Genomic DNA, 19,698 nt, shown 5'->3' with positions numbered 1-19,698 from the left:
CGCCCTCACTCCTCGCCCAGATCGGCCCTGAGCCGCACCAGCGCGCGGCTGACCCGCTTTCGCGCCGCCGCCTCGTCGATCCCGCACGCGCTGGCCACCTCCTTGAAGGAGAGCCCCGCGTCGAACCGCAGCACCACCGCCTCGCGCTCGCTCGGCTTGAGCCGCGAGAGCGCGGCGCGGGCGCGCTCGGCCCGCTCGCGCTCCAGCGCGAGCTCGCTCGCATCCGGCCGCGGCCGCGTGTCGTGCACGAGCCGCAGCCGCGCCTCGCGCCGCGCCCTGAGCTCCGTGTGCCGCCCGCAGATGCGCCGCGCGATCCCGAAGAGCCAGGCCCGCACGCTCCCCTCGGCGCGGTACTGGGGGAAGGCATCGAACGCCGCGAGCAGCGTCTCCTGCACAAGCTCCTCGCTCTCGGCCTGCGACCCGGTGAACGCCATGCACAGCCGGCCCAGCGGCATGGCGTAGGCCCTCGCACACCGCGACAGCGCTTCCCGGAAGTCGCCTGCCCCGATCAGCTCCTCGATCGCCCGAGCCTCGTCCGCCCGCGCGTCGCCCTCGGTCCGCGTGTCGACCTCGGTCCGCGTGTCGACTTCGGTCCGCGTGTCGACCTCGGTCCGCGTGTCGACCTCGGTCCGCGTGTCGACCTCGGTCCGCGTGTCGACCCCCGCCCCCACGAGCGCTAACCCAGCTGCCATCGCTGCCTCATCGCCGGCCATGTGCCCCCGTCCCCCGCGTTCGTGACCGGATTTTTTCGCCCCCGCCCCCGGCGGGCTCCGGTGCCCGATCCCACCGTACAGGGCGGTCCGGCCTTTGCCTTTTGCAATACGATCCCAGCCGCAGCAGAATCGGCAGGTCGCCTCAGGAGCCGCGCTTATGAATGAGACAAGCCCGTCTGTTTTCGCGAAGGCCACCGCGCCCGGGGGGGCCGGGCCGAGCGCTCCCGTTGACACGCCGCCTGTGAAGCGATGGAGACGGTCGCTGGCGTTCGCCCTCGCCGCGTCGCTCGCCGGCGCGCTCGCCTCGCCCGCGGCGCTCGCGCAGGGCGCGCCGGACGAGGAGCCAGCTCAGGAGGAGGCAGAGGACGAGGCGCCGCCGCCGGCCCAGAAGGCGCGCAAGCGGGGGGTGCTCCCGGCCCGCGCCGACGTGGGCGTGAAGGAGAGGAAGGCGGCCCCGGCGGATCCGAAGCGGGGCCCGGCCGAGAAGGACAACGACCGGGACAAGGCGGAGCCGCCGGTCGAGGAGCGCGCCGCGCGCGGCGTGGCGATCGTCGAGCGGGGCGGGCAGGTCCTCGGCCTCGGCGCGGTGCTCGCCGGCGACGGGCGCATCCTGACGGCGCTCTCGCCGCTCGGCGCGGGCAACGACCTCACGGCGCGCCTCGCCGACGGGACCACCGTCCGGGTGAAGCTCGGCCACCACGACCGCGTGTGGGATCTCGCGCTGCTCGTGCCGCAGACCGGCAGGTGGACCGAGGGGCTCACCGCCTCGTCGCGCGATCCGGTGCGGCCGGACGCGCAGATCCGCTCGTTCTCGGCGGCGCGCGGCAAGGTCGCGGCCGTCCCGATGGTGCTGCGATCGCGCCGGACGCTCCTCGGCGGCGACGACCGGCAGCTCGACGACGCGATCGAGCTCGGGTCGCGCATCTCGCCGCTCGATCTGGGCGCGCCGATCCTCGACGAGGACGGCCGCGTGGTCGCGGTCCTCGGCCGCGGCTGCGCTCCGAACGAGGGCAAGCCCTGCACGCCGGTCGCCTTCGGCGCGCCGATCAGCGCGATCCGGGGGTTCCTCCGCGCCGTGCCGCAGGCGGCGGTGCAGCCCGCGGGGTGGCTCGGGATCCAGGGGATCAGCGAGGCCGCGCCGGTGGCCAAGGGGGTCCGGGTCACGGTGGTCCACCCCGGGAGCCCGGCGGACGAGGCCCGCCTGAAGGGCGGCGATCGCGCGACGAGCGACATGATCCTCGCGGTCGGCGGCGTGCCCGTCACGAGCCCCGAGGCGCTCGCCGACGCGATCCGCACGCACGCGATCGGCGAGAAGGTCCCTCTGACCTTGCTCAGCGGCGGGAAGTACCGGCAGGTCACGGTGCTGCTCCGCGCCGCCCCGGACCCGAAGGCAGCCGCGACCAAGAAGCCCGAGGTCGAGCTGCCGCCGCCGAGCTCGAGCGGCCGAGCCACGGAAGAGTACCGCAAGTAAGCGAAAAATGATGTGGGCCCCGGCCGGGATTCTATAAGCTCGGCGCTCGGGTGCGATCCGGTTGACACTGCGTCAACCGAACCTCCAGGATCGGGCTTGAGCGGCTCGATCGGGGCGCTCGCGGTTCTCATTCGGCCCCGCGCCTCGCGCGGGGCCTTCGATCGGGTGATCCGTGTCCCAAACGTTTCGAATCGAAGTGGCCGGCGAGACGAACGTCGGGCGCAAGCGCAACCACAACGAGGACAACTTCGGCATCATGGTGGAGTACGGCCTCTTCATGGTTGCCGATGGGATGGGGGGGCATGCATCGGGCGAGGTCGCGTCGAAGATGGCTGTCGAGGCGATGCAGGACTTCTTCGCCCAGACGCAGGACGACCCGGAGCGGACCTGGCCCTACAAGATGGACCGGTCCAAGGGCTATGAAGAGAACCGCCTGATCACGGGGATCAAGCTCGCCAACCTGCGTATCTACGAGACGGCGCAGCGCGAGGCGAAGAAGCGGGGAATGGGGACGACGTTCGTCGGCATCTTCACGGCGAACGACGGCGTCTACGTCGCCCACGTCGGCGACAGCCGGGTCTACCGCTTCCGCGAGGGTCGGCTCGAGATGCTCACCGAGGACCACTCGCTGCTCAACGACTACATCAAGATGAAGCGGCTCACGCCGGAGGAGATCGCGAACTTCCCGCACAAGAACGTGATTGTGCGCGCGCTCGGCATGAAGGACACGGTCAAGGTCGACACCCGCTTCGAGGTGCCGCAGCTGAACGACACCTACATCCTCTGCTCCGACGGCCTCTCCGGCCCGGTGAGCGACGCCGAGATGGCCCACATCCTGAGCGAGCACCAGGACATCCAGGTCGCGACCGCGAAGCTGATCGAGCGCGCGAACGAGAACGGCGGCCCCGACAACGTCACCTGCGTCCTCGTCCGCTGGACCCAGTGAGCGGCGGGCACCCGCTGCGGATACGGGCCCACCTCGACGTTTTCGGTGCTCGGCGTACTGGAGTACGCCTCCGCGCCGAAAACGCCGATCTGGGCCCGTCTCCTGTGCGGGTGACCGCCGCTCGGCAAACGGCGGTCCGGGGGAGCGCCGCTCAGGGAAGAGCGGCGCTCAGGGGAGGGCGCCGCCGCTCCAGGGGACGAGGACTAGGAAGACGAAGGCGATGAGGCCAAGCATGAACAGGCTCGTCATCAGGTAGGTCGAGCGCGGCGAACGCGCGGTGCTCCAGCCGTCGCCGTAGAACTTGCCGCGTGAGCGCGTGCGGATCCGCCGCTGCACACCGCGGAGCAAGCCCGGCGGCGCCGCAGGAGGCGCGCGCATGGCGCCGCGGACCAGCTCGCGTAGGTCGATCTCGTCGACCAGCGGAAGATCGCCGTCGTCGGGTAGATCAGCGTCGTCGGGTAGATCAGCGTCGTCGGGCAGGTCGCGCGGGGGCGCGGCGCGCGACGCCTCCGCGGGGGGCGGCGTGGGACGGCTGCCGCTCTCCACGCCCGAAGCGGCCGGCTCCTCGGCTTGCCCCGTACGCCTGGGGTCGTCCGCTCCGCTCATTTCCCGCCTCTCACCTTCTCACCCATCACCTTCTCGACCAGCGCGCGGAGCTGCCCGCGCGCGCGATGGATCCGGCTCTTCACAGTCCCATCCGGTAAACCCGTCACCGAGGCGATCTCTTCGTAGGACATGTCCTCGACGTCGCGAAGGATGAGCGCCTCCCGGAACTCGGGATCGAGCTGGCCGATGGCGTGCTTCACGACCGCCTCGAGCTGCATCCCCTCGACGAGCTCGTCGGGGCGGCTCACATCGCCGACGCTCACGCCCTTCGCGGCGGACAGCGGCACCCGCTCGGCCATGGCGTCAACGTCGTCCTGGGCGTCGGCGTGCCGCCGCGAGAGGTACTTCGTCCGGTTCTTACAGAGGTTCACGGCGATGCGGTAAATCCAGGTCGAGAGCTTCGATTCGCCGCGGAACTGGTCGATCGCCTTGAAGACCTGCACGAAGACTTCCTGCGACAGGTCCTCGGCCTCGTCGCGCCGGCCGAGCATGCGGTAGACGAGCGCGAACACGCGGCGCTCGTACATGATCACGAGCTCGTTGAACGCGCTCTCATCGCGCGCGACGAGCCGCGCGATGAACTGGGCCTCGTTCACCTCGATGGGCGCCGCGGGCTCGCGCTCGGGATCCACACCCACAGGAATCGGGGCGCCGCGAGCCGCGCCTGCACGGATCGGGACGCCGCGAGCGGCACCTGCACGGATCGGGGCGCCGCGGTCCGCATCTGCACGGATCGGGGCGCTGCGGTCCGCATCTGCACGGGTCGAGGCGCCGCGGTCCGCATCTGCACGGGTCGAGGCGCCGCGTACGCGGTCCGCATCTGCATGGGGCGGGGATCCGCGCACACGGTCCCCTTCATCGCTCGCCACGCCGTCCGGTCCTCCAGGATCCAGGGTCTCGCCCCCGCCCCGCGGCAGGCGCAGAGCCCTCGGTGAGACCACGGTAAACAACCCCGGCTCGACCGCGCCAGACAATAGCGAGCAGGCAGCGGCGCCCGACGCGCCAGCGACGACGTGCGGCCGCGCCGGAGGCGCTCCCGTGCGCTCGATGGAGATCGCCCATCACGATCCCCCCTCAGAGAGCGCGGGCGCTCGATTGGTTCCGGCGCGTGGATTCGAACCACGATTAGGGGATTCAAAGTCCCCCGTCCTGCCCTTGAACGACGCCGGAGTGCCGCGGATCGGAGCCGACCGCCGCGCGGCGCGCACCTTAGCGCGAGTCGCGCAGGATGGCACCCGTCCCGACCGACGAGCCGGGTGCGCGGCCCGGACGGCCGCCGCCACGCGCGGTGTCCGCCTCGGACCGACCTCGCCGCAGGCGGAACTGCCCGCGCTCACGGCGACCCACGGGCGCCGGCTTCGCGCCGGCCGAAGGAGCCTTCGCCGTCCCCTGCGGCGGCAGCGCTGGCGCATCGGCGCCCCCTTCCGGGGTTGCGCGGGCGCCCTCGGGCACCGGGGTTGGCCCGGGCGCCGCGACAAAAGAAGAGGCCGCGGCGCGGGCCGCACCGGCGAGCTCCGGGGCAGGCAGGATGGCCTGGGCGGCGGCGGCCGCTGCGACGCCCTGGGCGACGCCGAGGCGCGCCGCCGGCGCGACCGCGGCCCCCGGGGACGCGGTCGCAGGGGCGAGCGCGCTCAGCACCGAGAGGCCCAGCACGAGCACGCTCGCCGCGCTGCCCGCAGCGAGCGAGACCGCGCTGCGAGAGGCGCGGGCGCGCCGCGCGAGCCGCGACCAGGTGCCCGACGCGCGCCCGCGCGGCGCCGGATCCGCGTCACGCCCGCCGCGCGCCGGGCCGGACCCGAGCTGCGCGGCGCCGGGCACCGGAGCCCCGGCGCTCGGGAGCGTGTCGGGCGGAAACGAGGGGACCGCCGGGAAACACGAGGGAATCTCGAGGGAAATCGGCGGCGGAGGGGTCTCGTGCCGCGCCGCCACCTCGGCCAGCGGGAACGGGCCGAGGGGGAAGGCGTCCGCGCGCTCGTCGCGAGGCCTCGCGGGGCCGCCCCGGGGGTGGCGCGGCGCGACGGACCGGAGATCGCCGGGGGTCAACGCGAAGCTGAGCGGACCGGTGGACTCGGGCCCCTCGCTCGCGGCGGAGAGGGCGGGCGCCTCGTCGGGCGGGGGCGGCTGGGAGATGGTCCAGCCGAGCGCCTTCACCTCGCCGGCGGCCGTCCAGCACTCGAGGCCCTCGCGCCACACGCGCGTGCTGTGCGGGAGCTCCCCCACCTCCAGCGCGCGCCACAGCGCGACCGTGGTCATCGCCTCGAGCCAGCCGCCGTGGTCGACACACCAGGGCCTCGACTCCGTCGGCTCCTCCACCACGAGGCTCGGGTGCGAGCTGAACGGCATCGTGGGGGCACTGCAGAGGCTCTGATGCTCCTGTCTGCGCCCCGCCACGCCGCTCGGCGCCGGCACCCCGTCGCAAAGCCCCTCCACCTTGTACGCCGCGCTCGGGCCCATCGCTGTCTCCCTAGCGAGCTGCGGCGATTCACCCGATACTTCCGGGTCCACCTCCGCTGCTCTCGTGCGTCGGTAGCGGATGGTGGGGAGATGGGCCAAGAAAGTGCGGGGTCGGGCCGGGCGCCCGGGCCCGCCGCGTCGGGCCGCGTCGGCTGCGCGGCCCGACGCCTTCCGTCAGAGATCCGTATAGCTGTCCGAGAACATCGCGCGCTGGCCGAGGAAGCCGATCTCGAGCATGCCGCCGACGTCCGTCTCGCCGGTCGAGCGCCGGACCACGCTGAGCGCCGGCATCAGTCGGATGAGCCCGCGGTATTTCGTCCCTTCCGGCGCGCGCGCCAGCGTCACGTAGACCGGGGCGCGCAGGCTGATGCGCACGTCGGCGGGCGCGTCGTCGTTGAGCGCGACCGCGACCCGCGTGCCGAACGCCGCGCGGAACGTGGCGCTCCCCACCTTGTCGACGAGCCCGGCGTGCGCCGCGACGGTGAGCTCCTGGCTCTGCCTCGGCGCGCCGAGCACCTCGCGCTTGCAGCGCGAGGCCGGGGCGAAGGTGGTCGACTGGGTGACCGGATCGAGGCCGCGGACGACGTCGCCCACGGGCTCGCACCACTCGAGCGTGTCGGTCGACGCGGTCCAGCGCGACGCGAACGCGATCTGCCCCTCGATCGTCGGGGCGAGCTTCTTCCCGCCGCCGCCGACGTAGACGGCCGAGGCGCCGACGCTCCAGGGCACGGCGGTGAGCTCGCGCGGCTCGTAGGTCGGCGGCAGGCTCGTGTCGCGCCGCTCGGGGCCCGGGCCGAGGTAGCTGAACCGGGTGCGGCCGACCGCGCCGCCGACGTAGAGGACCAGCGGCGGATACGCCGAGCTGCCCTCGCCCTCGAAGTCAAGGCGCGCGAACGAGGCCGACAGGCGCAGGCTTCCGATCGGCGCCTGGGCCGTCTCGTCGGGGTTCGAGAGGCCGATCAGCGTGGCCAGCCCGTCCTCGGTGGCCACCTCGGCCTCGAGCACGGTGCTCACGTCCCACGCCGTCGGATCGGTCACCTCGCCGAAGCCGGCCAGCACCCCGAAGCCGACCCGCGCGACCGCCGCGCCCCCGGAGGTGCCCGAGACCTCGGCGGGCACGAGGTAGACGAGCTCGCGGCCCGTGCCGGCCGGCGCGATGGGCGCGCCGGCGGCGGGCGAGATGGGCGAGATCGGCGCGCCGGCGGCGGGCGAGACGGGCGAGATCGGCGCGATGGAGCGGCCCGGCTGCGCGGGCGCCGCGGCCGCGCCGGCGTCCGGCGCGGGGGCCGCGGGCGCGCTCGGGGCGGCGGCGGGCGGGACGGGCGGCGTGGGGGCGAGAGGCGCCGTGGGGACGGGCGGCGGCGCAGGCGCCGACGGTGGCGCCACGCCCTGGGCGCGCGCGGGCGCGGCCAGCGAGAGCGAGAGAGACAGCAGCGCTGCGGTGCGCTGGAGCAGCAGGGATGTCCTCATGGCGCCACCGTGAACTTGAACGTGAGGGCCTCGGCGCCGGTCGACGTGTCGTATTCCGCGCGGGTGCTCTGGTTCGTCTTGGGGTCGAAGGCGAAGATCTGGAACTTGCCGCTGCCGTTCCGGATCCTGAAGCGGAATACGTAGTTACCCGGCTCCAGATCGAACTCGGGGAAGACCGTGTTGCGGATCGAGAACGGCCGCACGCCGGCCGGATCCCCGGCGGGAGCGGGATCCTCGAACAGGTAGCCGACGGCGCTGAGGTGGTACTCGTCGCTATGAAGCTTGAGCTTGATCCTCTTCATGAGGAGAGCGATCCTCTCACACGCGTGCGGCACGGTACAGCGGCTAGAGGCCGCGTGACGACCCGCGAACATCACGGGATCGGCTGGTGCTCCTGCAAGGCTCGTCACCGCCGCCCTCGCCGGCGCGGCGGCTTCCTACTTCGCCCAGAGCACCGAGAGATCAAGCTCGACGGCGTCGAACGGCTCGGCGCGAATGCGCGCGGCGTCGCGGTGGACCACCGCGGGCCCCCAGCGACGATCCTGGCCGAGCACGTACACCTCGAGCGTCCGCGCGATCGGGTCGACAAGCCACGCGTGCCGCACGCCCTCACGCGCATAGACGGGCATCTTCTCGTCGCGGTCGACGCCCTCCGTGGATGCGCTCAGGACCTCGCAGATCCAGTCCGGAGCGAGCGAGAAATAAGCCGTTTCGGGCAGCTCTGGCATGCGTTCGCGGCGCCAGCCGGCGAGGTCGGGCACGAGCGCCTCCACCTCGCCCGGCGCGTCCGGGTCGGGGAAGTGCAGCTCGGGCTCGACCAGGATGCGCCAGCCACCAGGGCCACCGCGCCCGCGACCGAACGCGCCAACGAGCTCGGTAGCCAGCTCGGTCTCTGCCTGTGCATGCCGCGGCGCCGGCCGCGGGAACACGTGCAGGGTGCCGCGGACGAGCTCCGCCACCCTGTTCGGCGGCACGGCTTCCAGGTCGGCGTACGTGGCGCGGCGCTGCTTCTCGGCGGGCTGGCCCATGACCGGAGCCTGCCCGGAGGCGCGCGGCGAGGCAAGGCGGTGAGGAGCAGGCCCCCGGCGGCGCGCCGGCCGGGGCGTTCATCGGCGCACGGCCACGACCGCGATCGCCAGGACCAGCGCGAGCGCGTCCAGGTCCGGCGGTGAGATGCGGTCCACCTCGGGACGCGCGTCCGAGGCGACCGCTTTCAATGGGTTACAGGGTCACTCGATGCGCTTCGGGCAGGTCGCCTCGGTGGCTGAGCTTAATCGGTTCATGTGAGGATGATCCTTGATCCACCACCCGGCGTTCCGCGGGCAACCCTCGACGGGCTGTCCCTCGACACCGGCGTCGTGGTGATCTCCGACCGCCGGCCCGGGGCAGATCCCGAGTCAGGCACCCGCTTCGTGGAGGTGCTCACGCCGTCGGGCCGCCGGGTCACGGCCCTCCGCGCCTGACCGAAGGTGCTCGCCGCCCCGTCGAGAGGCCGTGAAGGACGGCGGACGCGAGCGCGCCGTCACCGCCGCACGATGAACATCGCCGCGAAATACCCGTCCGTGCCGTGCACGTGCGGCAGCAGCCGGAACGCGTCCCCGCCGCCCGCGAGCTCCCGCGCGATCTCGGCGTCGAACGGCGCCGGCTCGAGCCGGACGCCGAGGTCGTCCTCGGCCGGGTCCGCGAGCCGCGCCGCCACGGCCTCGCACTCCTCGCGCAGCACGCTGCACACCGCGAACACGAGCCGGCCGCCGTCCCGGGCGCGCGTCGCGGCGCGTCGCGCGATCGCGACCTGGAGATCCGCGAGGCGCGGAAGGTCGTCCGCGTCGCGCCGGAGCGCGATCTCCGGGCGCCGCCGCAGCGTGCCGACCCCGGAGCAGGGGGCGTCGACGAGCACCCGGTCGTAGCCCTCCGGGACGTCGCCCGCGCCCACCGTCCAGTCCACGGCGTAGGTCTCGCGGACGAACGCAGCGGCCCGCTCCAGCCCTCCGCGCGCGGCGGCGCCCTCCGCGCCCTCCGCGCCCTCGCCGGCGCCGGCACCCTCCTCGCCAGCGCCCTCTGCGCCCTCCGAGCTCGCCGGCGGCGCGCTCAGCGTCGCGCGGAGCTGCGAGAGCTTCGCGGGATACAGGTCCGCCGCGTCCACGGCGCCCCCGGGGAGCACCGCGCGCGACAGGATCCACGACTTGTTGCCCCGGCCGGCGCAGGCGTCGAGCACCCGCTCGCCAGGGCGCGCGCCGAGCGCGAGCGCGAGCGCCTGCGCCCCCTCCTCCTGGCCGATCCACGCCGCGCCGAAGCCGGGGAGCCGCCGCACATCGCCCGCGCCCCGCGCGACGATCGCGGTCGGCGAGACGCGCCCCGGCTCGAACGACGCGGCGGGCGCGGCGCCCCGCAGCGCCTCGATCCACGCGTCGCGGTCCTCGCCCGGCGCAAGGCAAAGCCCGGTCGGCGGCGGCACCGGGCCGGCCGACAGGAACGCCTCGGCCGCAGCGCGGCCGAGCGAGCGGCGCAGGGCGCCCCGCAGCCACCCCGGCGCCGAGGCGACCACCGCGCCCGCGAGCGGCGGGCGACCGGCCTCCATCGCCGCAGCGAGCCTGCGCAGCACGGCGTTCGCGAACGCGCCGACGCGCGGCCCGCCGGCCGCCTGGGCGCCGTCCACCGCCTCGGAGACGGCCGCGAACGAGGGGACACGATCGAGGAAGCACAGCGAGTACGCGCCCATCAGCACGTGCGCGCGCACCAGCGGATCCGTCGTCCAGCGGCTCTTCGCGGCGAACTCGGCGATCCGCGCCTCGAGCGCCACCTGCGCGCGCAGGACGCCGTAGACGAGCTCGGTCGCGAGGCCCACGTCCCGCGGATCGAGCGCCGGGGCGCGGCGCAGCTCGGCGTCGAGGGCCGCCGAGGCGAACGCGTCCGAGGCCCACACCCGCGCGAGCACGCGCGCCGCGATCGCGCGCGGCGCGCTCTCCTTCGGGCGCTGCGCGGCGCCGCCGCCGTCACGCCCGTCCCCTTTTGTCCGGTCAGCCAACGAGCTCCTTGAACTGCCCCTGGATCACGTCCCAGCGGCGCTCGACGTCATTCTTGAAGGCGATGCCCATCAGGCCGATGAGCACCACGAGCCCGACAAGGCTCGCGATCTCGCGGACGCGCAGCGGCAGCGGGCGCCGCAGCACGGCCTCGAACGTGAAGAACAGGAGATGACCGCCGTCGAGCACGGGAATGGGCAGCAGGTTGATGAGCCCCAGGTTGATCGAGATGACCGCCATCGCCCAGACGAAATAGCTGACCCCCTTCGCGCCCTCCTCGCCGATGACGTCGTACACCGTGATGGGGCCGCCCAGCGTGGAGATGCTGACCTTGCCCTCCATGATGCGGACGATCCCGACCACGATGAACCGGATGACGTCGTACGTCTCGTCGACGGCGCTCTCCAGGGCGAACCGGAACGCGGACGGGCTCTCGACATAAGGCTCGGCCACCATCGGCGACCAGTTCGACGCGCGCAGGTAGAAGCGCGGGCGATGCTGGCCGTACTCGTCGACCCAGTCCTCGCGCCGGAGCTCGATGGTGCCGCTCTTGCGCTGGCCCGAGCGCTGCCACGTGATGACGTGCGGCCGGTCGGGCGCCGCGAACAGCCGCTCGACGAACGTCGACCAGGCGGTGACCTCGACCCCGTCGACCTCGGCGATGCGATCGCCCGGCCGGAGCTCGGCGTCCCACTCGGCCGAGCCCTCGGGCACCTCGGCGACGTAGAGGTCGGCCGGCTCGATGCCGGTCCGCGCGAACAGGTCGCCGTGGCCGGTCTCCGGGGTCAGCGCGGCGACGCCCGACTCGTAGACGGCGAGCTCGGCCAGCCCGCCGAGCGCGCGCGACACCGGGACCGGGCGCAGGTACGTGACCGGCACCGTGGCGCCGCGGTTGTCCTCGAGCGCGAGCTCCAGGTCGTCGAAGGTCTTCACGGGCGTGCCGCGCACCTCCGTCACCACGTCGAACGTGCGCAGCCCGGCGCGGAACGCCGGCGAGTCGGGCCGCGAGACGCCGACCACGGCGGCTGGGCGGCTCGGCTTGACGCCGATCTCGCCCACCCGGTCGACGATCTCGAGCGGCTTCTGGACGACCTTCTCCTCCGGGACGACCGTGACCTCGACGTGCTCCTTGTCGCGGAACACCTTGAGCCGGAGCTCCTGGTTCGGGCTCTTGGTGACGATGCGGTGGAGCTCGGCGAAGGTGCTGACGCGCTTGCCGTCCACCTCGAGGATGCGATCGCCCGGGAGGAGCCGGCCCTCGGCCGGGTGCCCCGGCAGGACCACGCCGACCGTCGGCGGGACGAAGCGGGTCTCCCCGATGAAGACGGCGAAGTAGAGGAGCACCGGGAAGAGCACGTTCATCGCCGGGCCGGCCATGACGATGATCACGCGCTTCCAGAGCGCCTGGGACTCGAAGGTGCGCTTGCGATCCTCGGGGAGCACGGCCTCCTGCCGGTTCTCCTCGAGCATCTTCACGAAGCCGCCGAGGGGCAGGAGCGCGATGCAGTACTCCGTCTCCCGGCCCCGCAGGCGCAGCACCCGGGGGCCGAAGCCGATCGAGAAGGTGAGGACCTTCACGCCGAAGATCTTCGCGCACACGAAGTGGCCGAGCTCGTGCACGAAAATGAGCACGGAGCAGAGCAGCGCGAAATACAGGAGGTCCACGGCGGCGGTTGTCTTTACGCGAGGCCGGGCGCGGTGACCACTGGCCACTGGGGGCACACCGGGGCGCGGCGCGCTCCGGCGTGGAGGGCCGGCTCAGGGGAGCGACGACCTCGGCGGGTCGCCATCGGCGCCGCTCGCGCCGTTCGCGCGGGCGCGCGCCCGGATGACCCGGTGCCGGGCGCGGCGGAGCTGGACCTCGGCCGCCTCCTCCTCGGTGCGGAAGCGATCCTCGAGCGCCGCGAGGAGCTCGTCCGACCAGGGCTTGCCCTCGGACGCCTCGATGGCCCCGAGGAGCAGGCGCGCCCGCGCGCGCTGCTCGGTCTCGGCCCGGTACCGCTTCCGCTGCATCAACAGCATCGTCACCCACACCGCGAGCGCGACCGCGACCGCGCCGAGCAGCCAGGTGATCGTGCTGACGAGCTGCGCCCCCTCGTCGGCGAGGTGGCCGATGCGCGAGAGCAACGACCCGTCCTGCGTGCCGCCCCGCTGCTGCGCCTCGGTGAGCGCGTCGCTCGCGCCGGCGACCATCTCGCGGCCGATGACCCGCGCCGTGGCGCCCAGCGCGCGCTGGAGCTCGTCGCTGGCGAGCAGCGAGGTCATCCCCGGGCCGAGGTTCTCGGCGATCACCCCCTGGAGCGCCGGGCCGAGCTGCTCCCGCAGCGCCGTCGATAGGGACGGGCCGAGGTCGGCCTCGTCGAGGCTCTCCTTGAGCTGCTTGACGCTCGCCGCCACAAGCGATCCCGCCGCGCGCTGGAGCTCGCGCCGGCGGTCCTCGCTCAGCGCTCCGTCCAGCGCTCCGGCCATCGCGCTCCGCACGGCCCCCCGCATGTACTGCGCGGTGAGCTCGTCGATGCGCGCGGAGCGGTCCTCCTCGCTCAGCGAGGCGAGCGTCCCGTCGATCAGCCCGGCGATGAGCTGCCGCTGCGCCGCCCTCATCTCCGGGCTCGCCATCATCCGCTCGACGCGCCGCTGGGTCTCCGCGTCCTCCAGCTTCCGGAGCCCCTCGTCGATCGCCGCCGGCGTCTGGACCCTGGCCACCTCCTCATCGACCGAGGTGATCCGCGTGGGGAGGGCGCACCCGCCGGCGCCCACCAGCAGGCAGAGCGCGGTCACGAGCCCCACGAGATCTCCGGATCGAGCGCCGCGCACACGCATGAGAGAGGGCTTTGCATCACCGGTGCCCGCGGCCAGGCTCAGCGCGCATGCGCACGAGCCCACAAACACCTGCAATTTCGCCTCGTGGCGAAATGCCACAGAGCACAGAAGTGAGTCATCGCGTGTCCTGGAGGGCCGCGAGCTCCGCGCATCCGTGATATCTCACCGATGGAAATCGGCCGGGCGCCGCGCCTGCGAGCGGACGCCCGCGGCGGAAGGTCTCCTGGCCGATTCTCGCGATGTGCCCCCATACGAACTGCGAGGTCCCATCATGAAGCACACGATTGAGCACGACCTGAGCGACGGCGAGGCGAAGGTGGTCACCGAACGAGCGATCGCGCAATACCGAGAGCGGTACGCGGAGTTCGCGCCCTTCCTCGTGTGGCTCGACGAGAAGCGCGCCGAGCTCGGCTTCTCGGTGAAGGGGGTCAAGCTGAAAGGCAGCATGGAGCTCCGCCCCGGCGCCGTGGACGTCGATCTCGACGTGCCGTTCCTCCTGCGCCCCTTCAAGGGAGTGGCGATCGGCGCCATCGATAAAGAGGTTCGCCACTTCATCGGAGAGGCGCACAAGGAACGGGCTCAGGCGGCCGGCAAAACCGCCTAGCGAGCGGCCTGTTCCGCCGTGGACATGAACGCCGGCTGGCGCTACCTTGCGGTGACAGGTTCGACTCCGCCGGCCGAAGCACGCCCCACGACATGACTCACTCCAGTGCTCGGCCGGCAGGGGCTGTCTCCTCGCCGCGCTCTCTCGATCTCGCCGCCGCGCTCACGGGGTGAGCGCCCTCACGGCCGTCAGCTTGCGCGAGGCGAGCACGCCGTGGATCGCCGTGATGCGGCCGCGCGCGTCGATGTCGCAGCGGAGGACGTACCTCGGAGCGAGCCTGTCCACGCCGGCCCGGCGCTCGAGGACGAGCGCCGGGAGGCCGTTGATGAGGCGGATCTCGTGACGGAGCTCCCGGCCGCCCTCATGCCGCAGCAGGCCGACGAAGAACCGCGCGACCCGGTTCGGACCGACGACGATCCGGCGCGCCGCCTTGTACTCGCCGTTCGCGTCGTTGACGACGCGGACGCCCTCGCTGAGGAGGGCCTCGATGGCGGGGACGTCCTGCGTCGCGAGGGCCTGCAGGAAGCGCATGAGCGCCGCGCCCGACCGCTCGACGAGCTCGGGCGAGGGGCAGCAGCGCTCGCGCTCGTACGGCTCGAGCGCGCGGCGGGCGCGGTGGTGCGTCGTCTTCACGCTGGCCTCCGACAGGGCGAGCGCGTCGGCGGTCTCCTGCACCGAGTAGTCGAAGACGTCGCGGAGCAGGAGCACGGCGCGCTGCTGCGGGGTGAGCGCCTCGAGCGCGATCAGGAAGGCGAAGGACGCGCTCTCGAGGAGATCGTAGCGGCCCTCGGTGCCGTCCTTGCCCGGGATCTCGAACGACGGCGGCTCGGGCTCCGTCTCGATCGGCGAGGGGAGCCACGGGCCGTCGTAGGCGCAGCGCTTGCGGCGCCGGAGGGCGTCGCGGCCGAGGTTGAGCGCGACGCGCGCGAGCCACGGGCGTACAGGCTCGTCCGTGCGCGCGGGCGGGCGCTCCAGCGCGCGGACGAACGTCTCCTGCACGATGTCGTCCGCGTCGGCGGCGCTGCCGGTGAGCCGGTAGGAGAGCGCCCAGAGGAAGCGCTCGTGCTCGCGGTAGCTCGCGGCGACGAAGCTCGGGGGAGGGGCGAGCGCCGCGCCGGGGGCCGAGGAGGCGGAGGAGGCCGTGGAGCTGCTCATGGAGCGCCCGGGTAACCCCGTCACGCCGCGCGGTCGAGCGCCCGGCGCGCGAGCACGGCCGCGGCGGCGTCCCGCGCGCTGCCGAGGCTCGCGTCGGCGAGCATGCCCGTCGGTCCGACCCAGTCGCCCGCGAGAAAGAGCCCGTCGACCTCCCGGACGCGGACGCCGGGGCGCCCCGCGTAGCCGCCCCCCTCGGCGGCGACCACGGCGTTGGAGACGACGAGCGAGGGCAGGAAGCGGCGCTCGACGAGCACGTCGCGGTAGCCCGGCTGCGCGCGCTCGAGGAGGTCCTGGAGCTCGCGTTCGGCGTCGCCGCCGGCGAGCTCGGGGCTGTACTGGGCGGCGTGGAAGACGGCGCCGCCCTCGGGGGCGAGGCGCGCGACCCCGGAGTGGAGCGACAGGTAGAGGGGGCGGTCGATGCCCATCACGAAGCGGAAGCGCGGGCGAGGCAGCCGGGACAGCGCGACGTCGAGGCACGCGGCGCGGACCGGGGCGGCGCGCTCGGCGTGCGCGGCGAGCTCCGGGACGTCGGGCGCGAGCGCGGCGGCGGCGCGCGGGCTCGCGGCGAGCAGCACGGCGCCGGCGCCGAGGCGGTCGCCGTTCGCGAGCTCCACGAAGGAGACGGCGCCGCCCTCGGCGGCGACGCGCGTCGCCCGCGCGCCGGTGAGGATCTCGACGCCGGCCGCCTCCGCGGCGCCGCGCAGGCCGTCGACGAGCGTCTGCCAGCCGCCGTCGAGGTAGAGCACGCCCTGGCTCAGGGCGAGCTGCACCTGGGCGAGCGCGGCGCCGGCGCTCTGGCGATCGGCGTCGGCGCAGTAGGTCGTCAGCCGGACGAGCATGCCGACGAAGCGGCGCACCTCGGGCGTCCGGAAGGCGTCGCGGAGCCAGGCCGAGACAGAGACCGCCGCGAGCGGCGCGGGGCTCAGCGCGGCGAGGCCGCCGAGGACGCGGCCCATCTCGAGCTTCGCGGCGAGGCCGAAGAGGCCCGTCGTGAGGAGCGACAGGGCGCCGGACGGCAGGGTGTGGAAGGCGCCGCGGTCGAACGCGAACGCGCCCGACGCGGGCGGCGGCGCGCCCGTGTACCGGACCCCGAGCTCGCGGAGCACCTCCTGCGCCGCGCCGCCGCGGTAGAGCGCGTGGGCGCCGAGGTTCAGCGAGAAGCCGTGGCTCTCCTGCGTGACCGCGCGGCCGCCCGGCGCGTGCGCCTTCTCGACGAGGGCGACGGACCGACCCGCCCGTCCCAGGTACGCCGCCGCCGCGAGGCCCGCGAGCCCGCCGCCGACCACCACCACGTCTTTTGTAGTTTTCATCACGATTTCCCTTTCCTGGCGGTACCACGATCGGGGGCCCGGAAAGGTTACGCGCGCCCTGTCGATTTCCGGGGCGGGCCCGGAGGGCCGGAGGCGCCGGCGGGTGGAGGGGGTCGGCGGCGGGTGGAGGGGGTCGGCGGCGGGTCCGCGCGAGCGGTCTGGCCGGTGGCCTGTGCGGCGCGGGCGAGGGCGGGCCGGGGCTCAGGTGGCGCGGACGAGGGGCGTGTCGACGAGGTGCTCGGACAGGAACCACACCTGCATCTCGTTCGTGCGGAGGACGTCGCTCATGAGCAGGTCGGCGGTGCCGTCGTCGCGGTTCTCGGTCGTGATCCTCACCGCCTCGCGCGTCTCCGCGAGGATCACCTCGTGCGCGTCGAGGAGGCGCGACAGCTGGGCGGGCACCTGCTCGCGGCCGCTGGGCGGCCGCTCGACCTTCGTCATCTCCGCGACGTCGTGCGCCATGGCGACGGCGACGCCGCCCAGGGTCTGCACGCGCTCGCCGAGCAGGTCGATGAGCGCGGTCTGCTCCTTGAAATGCTTGTCGAAGAGCAGGTGCAGCGGGTAGAAGGTCGGCCCGGATACCTGCCAGTGGTGCTTCTTGTAGAGATCGCGGAGGACGAGGGTGTCGGCCAGGATCTGATTGAGCACCTGGATGCTCGGCGCGCGTTTCTTCGCGTCGAGCGATAGCGGATACTCCACGATCGTCCCGAAAGGCTGGATCTCTCTGCTCCGCTGGCGCAGGAGCGGCTGGGCCTCCAGCGCCCGCGTTTCTCCGTCCTTGCCACGTTGTTGCTGCTGCTGGCGCTTCGATGTCATGGTCCCCTCCACGTCGCTCGGTTCATCGGATATCTAAAGCGGTTGCCCGCTCCGTCCAAGGGCGGAGGCCCGGAGTCGCCTCCGCGCGGGGCGGCCCGGCCAGACGCGGCGCGCCGCGCCGCATCGGCCGCTCGCATCCGGCCGGGATCTCGTGCAAAGTCGAGCGCAGCATGAAACGGCTCCTGCTCACCAGCGCGCTCCCCTACGCCAACGGGCACATCCATATCGGCCACCTCGTCGAGTACACGCAGACCGACATCCTCGCGCGCTACTGGCGCATGATCGGGCGGAGGTGCATCTACCTGTGCGCCGACGACACCCACGGCACGGCCATCATGATCCGCGCGAGGCAGGAGGGGCGGAGCGAGGCCGACGTCATCGCCGACATGAGCGCGGCGCACCAGCGCGATTTCGCGGCGTTCCAGATCCGGTTCGACCATTACGGCAGCACGAACTCGCCGGCGAACCGGGCGCTGTGCGAGCAGATCTGGGCGTCGCTGCGCGAGCGCGGCATGGTGACCACGAAGGACGTCACGCAGCTCTTCGACCCGAAGGAGGGCATGTTCCTGGCGGATCGCTTCGTCAAGGGCACCTGCCCGAAGTGCGGGGCCGCGGACCAGTACGGCGACAGCTGCGACCGGTGCGGCTCGACCTACGCCGCCACGGATCTCGTCGAGCCGAGGAGCGCGCTCACGGGCGCGCGGCCGGAGGTGCGCAGCGCGCAGCACCTCATGGTGGTCATCGAGCCGGAGCGGCCGTTCCTCTCGACCTGGACGCAGGGCGAGGGGCGGATGCCGAAGGAGATCGCGAACTACCTCGCCGGCCACTTCCTGTCGGAGCCCCTGCGCGACTGGGACGTATCGCGCCCTGCGCCGTACTTCGGGTTCGAGATCCCCGACGCGCCAGGGAACTACTGGTATGTCTGGTTCGACGCGCCGATCGGGTACATGGCCGCAAGCAAGGAGTGGTGCGACCGGGAAGGCGAGGCGTTCGACGACTGGTGGCGATCCGAGGAGACCGAGATCGTCCACGTCATCGGGAAGGATATCGTCTATTTCCACACGCTCTTCTGGCCGGCGATGCTCAGGGCCGCGCGCTTCTCGCTGCCGTCTCGCGTGCAGGTGCACGGGTTCCTGACGGTCAACGGAGAGAAGATGTCGAAGAGCAAAGGCACGTTCGTGCTGGCCTCGACGTACCTGAAGCACCTCGACCCGGCGTACCTGCGTTATTACTACGCGAGCAAGCTGAGCTCGAAGGTCGACGACATCGACCTGAACCTGGAAGAGCTCGTGAACAAGGTGAACGCCGAGCTCGTGAACAAGGTCGTGAACCTGGCGAGCCGATCCTCGCGCTTCGTGGCCCAGACGGGCCTGTCGGCGGCCTATCCGGACGACGGGGGGCTGTTCGCGGCGGCCGCGGCGGAGGCGGACGCGATCGGGGCGGCGTACGCGGCGTTCGACTACGCGAGGGCGACGAGGATCATCGTGTCGCTGGCGGATCGGGCGAACGAGTATGTCGACCGGATGCAGCCGTGGGCGCTGGCGAAGCAGCCGGAGAAGAAGGCCGAGGTGCAGGCCGTGTGCACCGTGGCGCTCAACCTGTTCCGGCAGATCGTGATCTACCTGGCGCCGGTGGTGCCGAAGCTGGCCGACGGTGTCGCGCGGCTGCTCGGGTGCCCGATGGACCGGTGGGAGCTCGCGAAGACGCCGCTTGTGGGGACGCCGGTGGCCGCGTATGAGCACCTCATGAAGCGGGTCGATCCGGCTGCAGTGGAGAAGATGATCACGGAGAGCCGCCCGGCCGAGGAGGCGGCGGCGGGCGGGGCGGCGGGAGCGCCGGCAGCGGCGGAGGCGCCGGCAGCGGCGGGGGCGCCGGAGGCGCCGGCAGCGGCGGGGGCGCCGGCCGCGGGCCAGGCGGCGGGCGAGGGCGCGGCCGCCGAGGACGACGGCGCGGCGCTCGCCAAGGAGCCGCTCGCGCCGGAGTGCACGATCGACGACTTCACCAAGGTCGACCTGCGCGTGGCGCGCATCGTCGCGGCGGAGCACGTGCCCGAGGCGAAGAAGCTGCTCAAGCTGACCGTCTCGCTCGGCGGCGAGGCGCGGCGAACGGTGTTTGCCGGGATCAAGGCGCACTACAAGCCGGAGGACCTGGTCGGGCGGCTCGTCATCGTGTGCGCCAACCTGGCGCCGCGGAAGATGAAGTTCGGCCTCAGCGAGGGGATGGTGCTGGCGGCGGGGGACGAGACGGTGCACCTCCTCTCGCCCGACTCGGGGGCGAAGCCGGGGATGCGGGTCCACTGAGGCGAGGCGG

Annotated in this window: 18 protein-coding genes and 1 tRNA gene; 5 read left to right on the top strand and 14 right to left on the bottom strand. The window is 73.1% G+C overall.

The features are described from left to right. Positions 1 to 5 precede the first annotated feature (5 nt). The gene (locus tag WMF36_RS40920) at positions 6 to 692 is read right to left on the bottom strand and encodes an RNA polymerase sigma factor (protein ID WP_437576260.1); all 687 of its coding nucleotides are present in this window, start codon (positions 690 to 692) and stop codon (positions 6 to 8) included. A gap of 262 nt (positions 693 to 954) precedes the next feature. On the opposite strand from WMF36_RS40920, the gene WMF36_RS40915 reads away from it, so the two are divergent. Together WMF36_RS40915 and WMF36_RS40910 are read left to right on the top strand one after the other, a co-directional pair. Beyond that, entirely contained in the window at positions 955 to 2,184 is a 1,230-nt protein-coding gene (locus WMF36_RS40915) for a S1C family serine protease (RefSeq protein WP_437576259.1), read from the top strand. Between the two features lie 172 nt (positions 2,185 to 2,356). After that, a complete protein-coding gene (locus WMF36_RS40910) occupies positions 2,357 to 3,130 on the top strand; it encodes a Stp1/IreP family PP2C-type Ser/Thr phosphatase (RefSeq protein WP_437482250.1) in 774 nt (257 codons plus the stop codon). Between the two features lie 168 nt (positions 3,131 to 3,298). On the opposite strand, the gene WMF36_RS40905 is transcribed toward WMF36_RS40910, so the two are convergent. The 7 genes from WMF36_RS40905 to WMF36_RS40875 form a co-directional block, all read right to left on the bottom strand. Beyond that, on the bottom strand, positions 3,299 to 3,736 hold the full coding sequence (locus tag WMF36_RS40905; RefSeq protein WP_437576258.1) for a hypothetical protein: 438 nt from the start codon (positions 3,734 to 3,736) through the stop codon (positions 3,299 to 3,301). Beyond that, on the bottom strand, positions 3,733 to 4,368 hold the full coding sequence (locus tag WMF36_RS40900; RefSeq protein WP_437576257.1) for a sigma-70 family RNA polymerase sigma factor: 636 nt from the start codon (positions 4,366 to 4,368) through the stop codon (positions 3,733 to 3,735). The genes WMF36_RS40905 and WMF36_RS40900 overlap by 4 nt, the downstream gene beginning before the upstream one ends. Positions 4,369 to 4,832: 464 nt before the next feature. Beyond that, positions 4,833 to 4,906: transfer RNA gene (locus WMF36_RS40895), tRNA-Gln, on the bottom strand. A gap of 39 nt (positions 4,907 to 4,945) precedes the next feature. Continuing rightward, positions 4,946 to 6,190, bottom strand: coding sequence for a hypothetical protein (locus WMF36_RS40890; RefSeq protein ID WP_437576256.1), 1,245 nt, complete (start codon positions 6,188 to 6,190; stop codon positions 4,946 to 4,948). 174 nt (positions 6,191 to 6,364) lie between these two features. Then, complete coding sequence (locus WMF36_RS40885; protein WP_437576255.1) at positions 6,365 to 7,660, bottom strand: hypothetical protein; 1,296 nt, start codon at positions 7,658 to 7,660, stop codon at positions 6,365 to 6,367. Beyond that, positions 7,657 to 7,962 carry a hypothetical protein gene (locus tag WMF36_RS40880; RefSeq protein WP_437576254.1) on the bottom strand — a complete coding sequence of 102 codons (306 nt, stop codon included), beginning with the start codon at positions 7,960 to 7,962 and terminating at the stop codon, positions 7,657 to 7,659. Before WMF36_RS40880 ends, WMF36_RS40885 begins: the two co-directional genes overlap by 4 nt. Before the next feature lie 135 nt (positions 7,963 to 8,097). Beyond that, on the bottom strand, positions 8,098 to 8,688 hold the full coding sequence (locus WMF36_RS40875; RefSeq protein ID WP_437576253.1) for a Uma2 family endonuclease: 591 nt from the start codon (positions 8,686 to 8,688) through the stop codon (positions 8,098 to 8,100). Between the two features lie 255 nt (positions 8,689 to 8,943). Here WMF36_RS40875 and WMF36_RS40870 point away from each other — a divergent pair, with 255 nt between their 5' ends. Further along, positions 8,944 to 9,123, top strand: a complete 180-nt coding sequence (locus tag WMF36_RS40870) for a hypothetical protein (protein ID WP_437576252.1) — start codon at positions 8,944 to 8,946, stop codon at positions 9,121 to 9,123. A gap of 59 nt (positions 9,124 to 9,182) precedes the next feature. Here the strand turns inward: WMF36_RS40870 and WMF36_RS40865 are convergent, their stop codons facing one another. The 3 genes from WMF36_RS40865 to WMF36_RS40855 form a co-directional block, all read right to left on the bottom strand. Then, positions 9,183 to 10,685 (bottom strand): RsmB/NOP family class I SAM-dependent RNA methyltransferase, encoded by a 1,503-nt coding sequence (locus WMF36_RS40865; RefSeq protein ID WP_437576251.1) that lies wholly within the window; start codon positions 10,683 to 10,685, stop codon positions 9,183 to 9,185. Next, positions 10,678 to 12,348: an RIP metalloprotease RseP gene (gene rseP, locus WMF36_RS40860; protein ID WP_437576250.1), complete on the bottom strand. Its 1,671-nt coding sequence runs from the start codon at positions 12,346 to 12,348 to the stop codon at positions 10,678 to 10,680. Before rseP ends, WMF36_RS40865 begins: the two co-directional genes overlap by 8 nt. A 93-nt stretch (positions 12,349 to 12,441) precedes the next feature. Beyond that, a complete protein-coding gene (locus WMF36_RS40855; protein ID WP_437576249.1) occupies positions 12,442 to 13,470 on the bottom strand; it encodes a hypothetical protein in 1,029 nt (342 codons plus the stop codon). Between the two features lie 304 nt (positions 13,471 to 13,774). Here WMF36_RS40855 and WMF36_RS40850 point away from each other — a divergent pair, with 304 nt between their 5' ends. Next, positions 13,775 to 14,107 (top strand): polyhydroxyalkanoic acid system family protein, encoded by a 333-nt coding sequence (locus WMF36_RS40850; protein ID WP_437576248.1) that lies wholly within the window; start codon positions 13,775 to 13,777, stop codon positions 14,105 to 14,107. 162 nt (positions 14,108 to 14,269) lie between these two features. Here the strand turns inward: WMF36_RS40850 and WMF36_RS40845 are convergent, their stop codons facing one another. The 3 genes from WMF36_RS40845 to WMF36_RS40835 all read right to left on the bottom strand — a co-directional run bounded on the left by WMF36_RS40845 (position 14,270) and on the right by WMF36_RS40835 (position 17,388). Then, entirely contained in the window at positions 14,270 to 15,262 is a 993-nt protein-coding gene (locus WMF36_RS40845) for a sigma-70 family RNA polymerase sigma factor (protein ID WP_437576247.1), read from the bottom strand. A 20-nt stretch (positions 15,263 to 15,282) separates the two neighbouring features. Next, the gene (locus tag WMF36_RS40840) at positions 15,283 to 16,572 is read right to left on the bottom strand and encodes a phytoene desaturase family protein (protein WP_437576246.1); all 1,290 of its coding nucleotides are present in this window, start codon (positions 16,570 to 16,572) and stop codon (positions 15,283 to 15,285) included. 201 nt (positions 16,573 to 16,773) lie between these two features. Continuing rightward, positions 16,774 to 17,388, bottom strand: coding sequence for a Dps family protein (locus WMF36_RS40835; protein ID WP_437576245.1), 615 nt, complete (start codon positions 17,386 to 17,388; stop codon positions 16,774 to 16,776). Between the two features lie 170 nt (positions 17,389 to 17,558). On the opposite strand from WMF36_RS40835, the gene metG reads away from it, so the two are divergent. Then, on the top strand, positions 17,559 to 19,688 hold the full coding sequence (gene metG, locus WMF36_RS40830) for a methionine--tRNA ligase (protein WP_437576244.1): 2,130 nt from the start codon (positions 17,559 to 17,561) through the stop codon (positions 19,686 to 19,688). Positions 19,689 to 19,698 lie beyond the last annotated feature (10 nt).

It is taken from the genome of Sorangium sp. So ce887 (assembly GCF_051521455.1).
Lineage (GTDB): Bacteria > Myxococcota_A > Polyangia > Polyangiales > Polyangiaceae > Sorangium.
This window is presented reverse-complemented; position numbering and strand designations above follow the sequence as displayed.

Excerpts from the sequence above, each read along its gene's own strand:
- WMF36_RS40920 (WP_437576260.1), bottom strand. The coding sequence starts at position 692 with ATGGCAGCTGGGTTAGCGCTCGTGGGGGCGGGGGTCGACACGCGGACC.
- WMF36_RS40905 (WP_437576258.1), bottom strand. The coding sequence starts at position 3,736 with ATGAGCGGAGCGGACGACCCCAGGCGTACGGGGCAAGCCGAGGAGCCG.
- WMF36_RS40890 (WP_437576256.1), bottom strand. The coding sequence starts at position 6,190 with ATGGGCCCGAGCGCGGCGTACAAGGTGGAGGGGCTTTGCGACGGGGTG.
- WMF36_RS40885 (WP_437576255.1), bottom strand. The coding sequence starts at position 7,660 with ATGAGGACATCCCTGCTGCTCCAGCGCACCGCAGCGCTGCTGTCTCTC.
- WMF36_RS40880 (WP_437576254.1), bottom strand. The coding sequence starts at position 7,962 with ATGAAGAGGATCAAGCTCAAGCTTCATAGCGACGAGTACCACCTCAGC.
- WMF36_RS40875 (WP_437576253.1), bottom strand. The coding sequence starts at position 8,688 with ATGGGCCAGCCCGCCGAGAAGCAGCGCCGCGCCACGTACGCCGACCTG.
- WMF36_RS40850 (WP_437576248.1), top strand. The coding sequence starts at position 13,775 with ATGAAGCACACGATTGAGCACGACCTGAGCGACGGCGAGGCGAAGGTG.
- WMF36_RS40845 (WP_437576247.1), bottom strand. The coding sequence starts at position 15,262 with ATGAGCAGCTCCACGGCCTCCTCCGCCTCCTCGGCCCCCGGCGCGGCG.
- WMF36_RS40840 (WP_437576246.1), bottom strand. The coding sequence starts at position 16,572 with ATGAAAACTACAAAAGACGTGGTGGTGGTCGGCGGCGGGCTCGCGGGC.
- WMF36_RS40835 (WP_437576245.1), bottom strand. The coding sequence starts at position 17,388 with ATGACATCGAAGCGCCAGCAGCAGCAACAACGTGGCAAGGACGGAGAA.
- metG (WP_437576244.1), top strand. The coding sequence starts at position 17,559 with ATGAAACGGCTCCTGCTCACCAGCGCGCTCCCCTACGCCAACGGGCAC.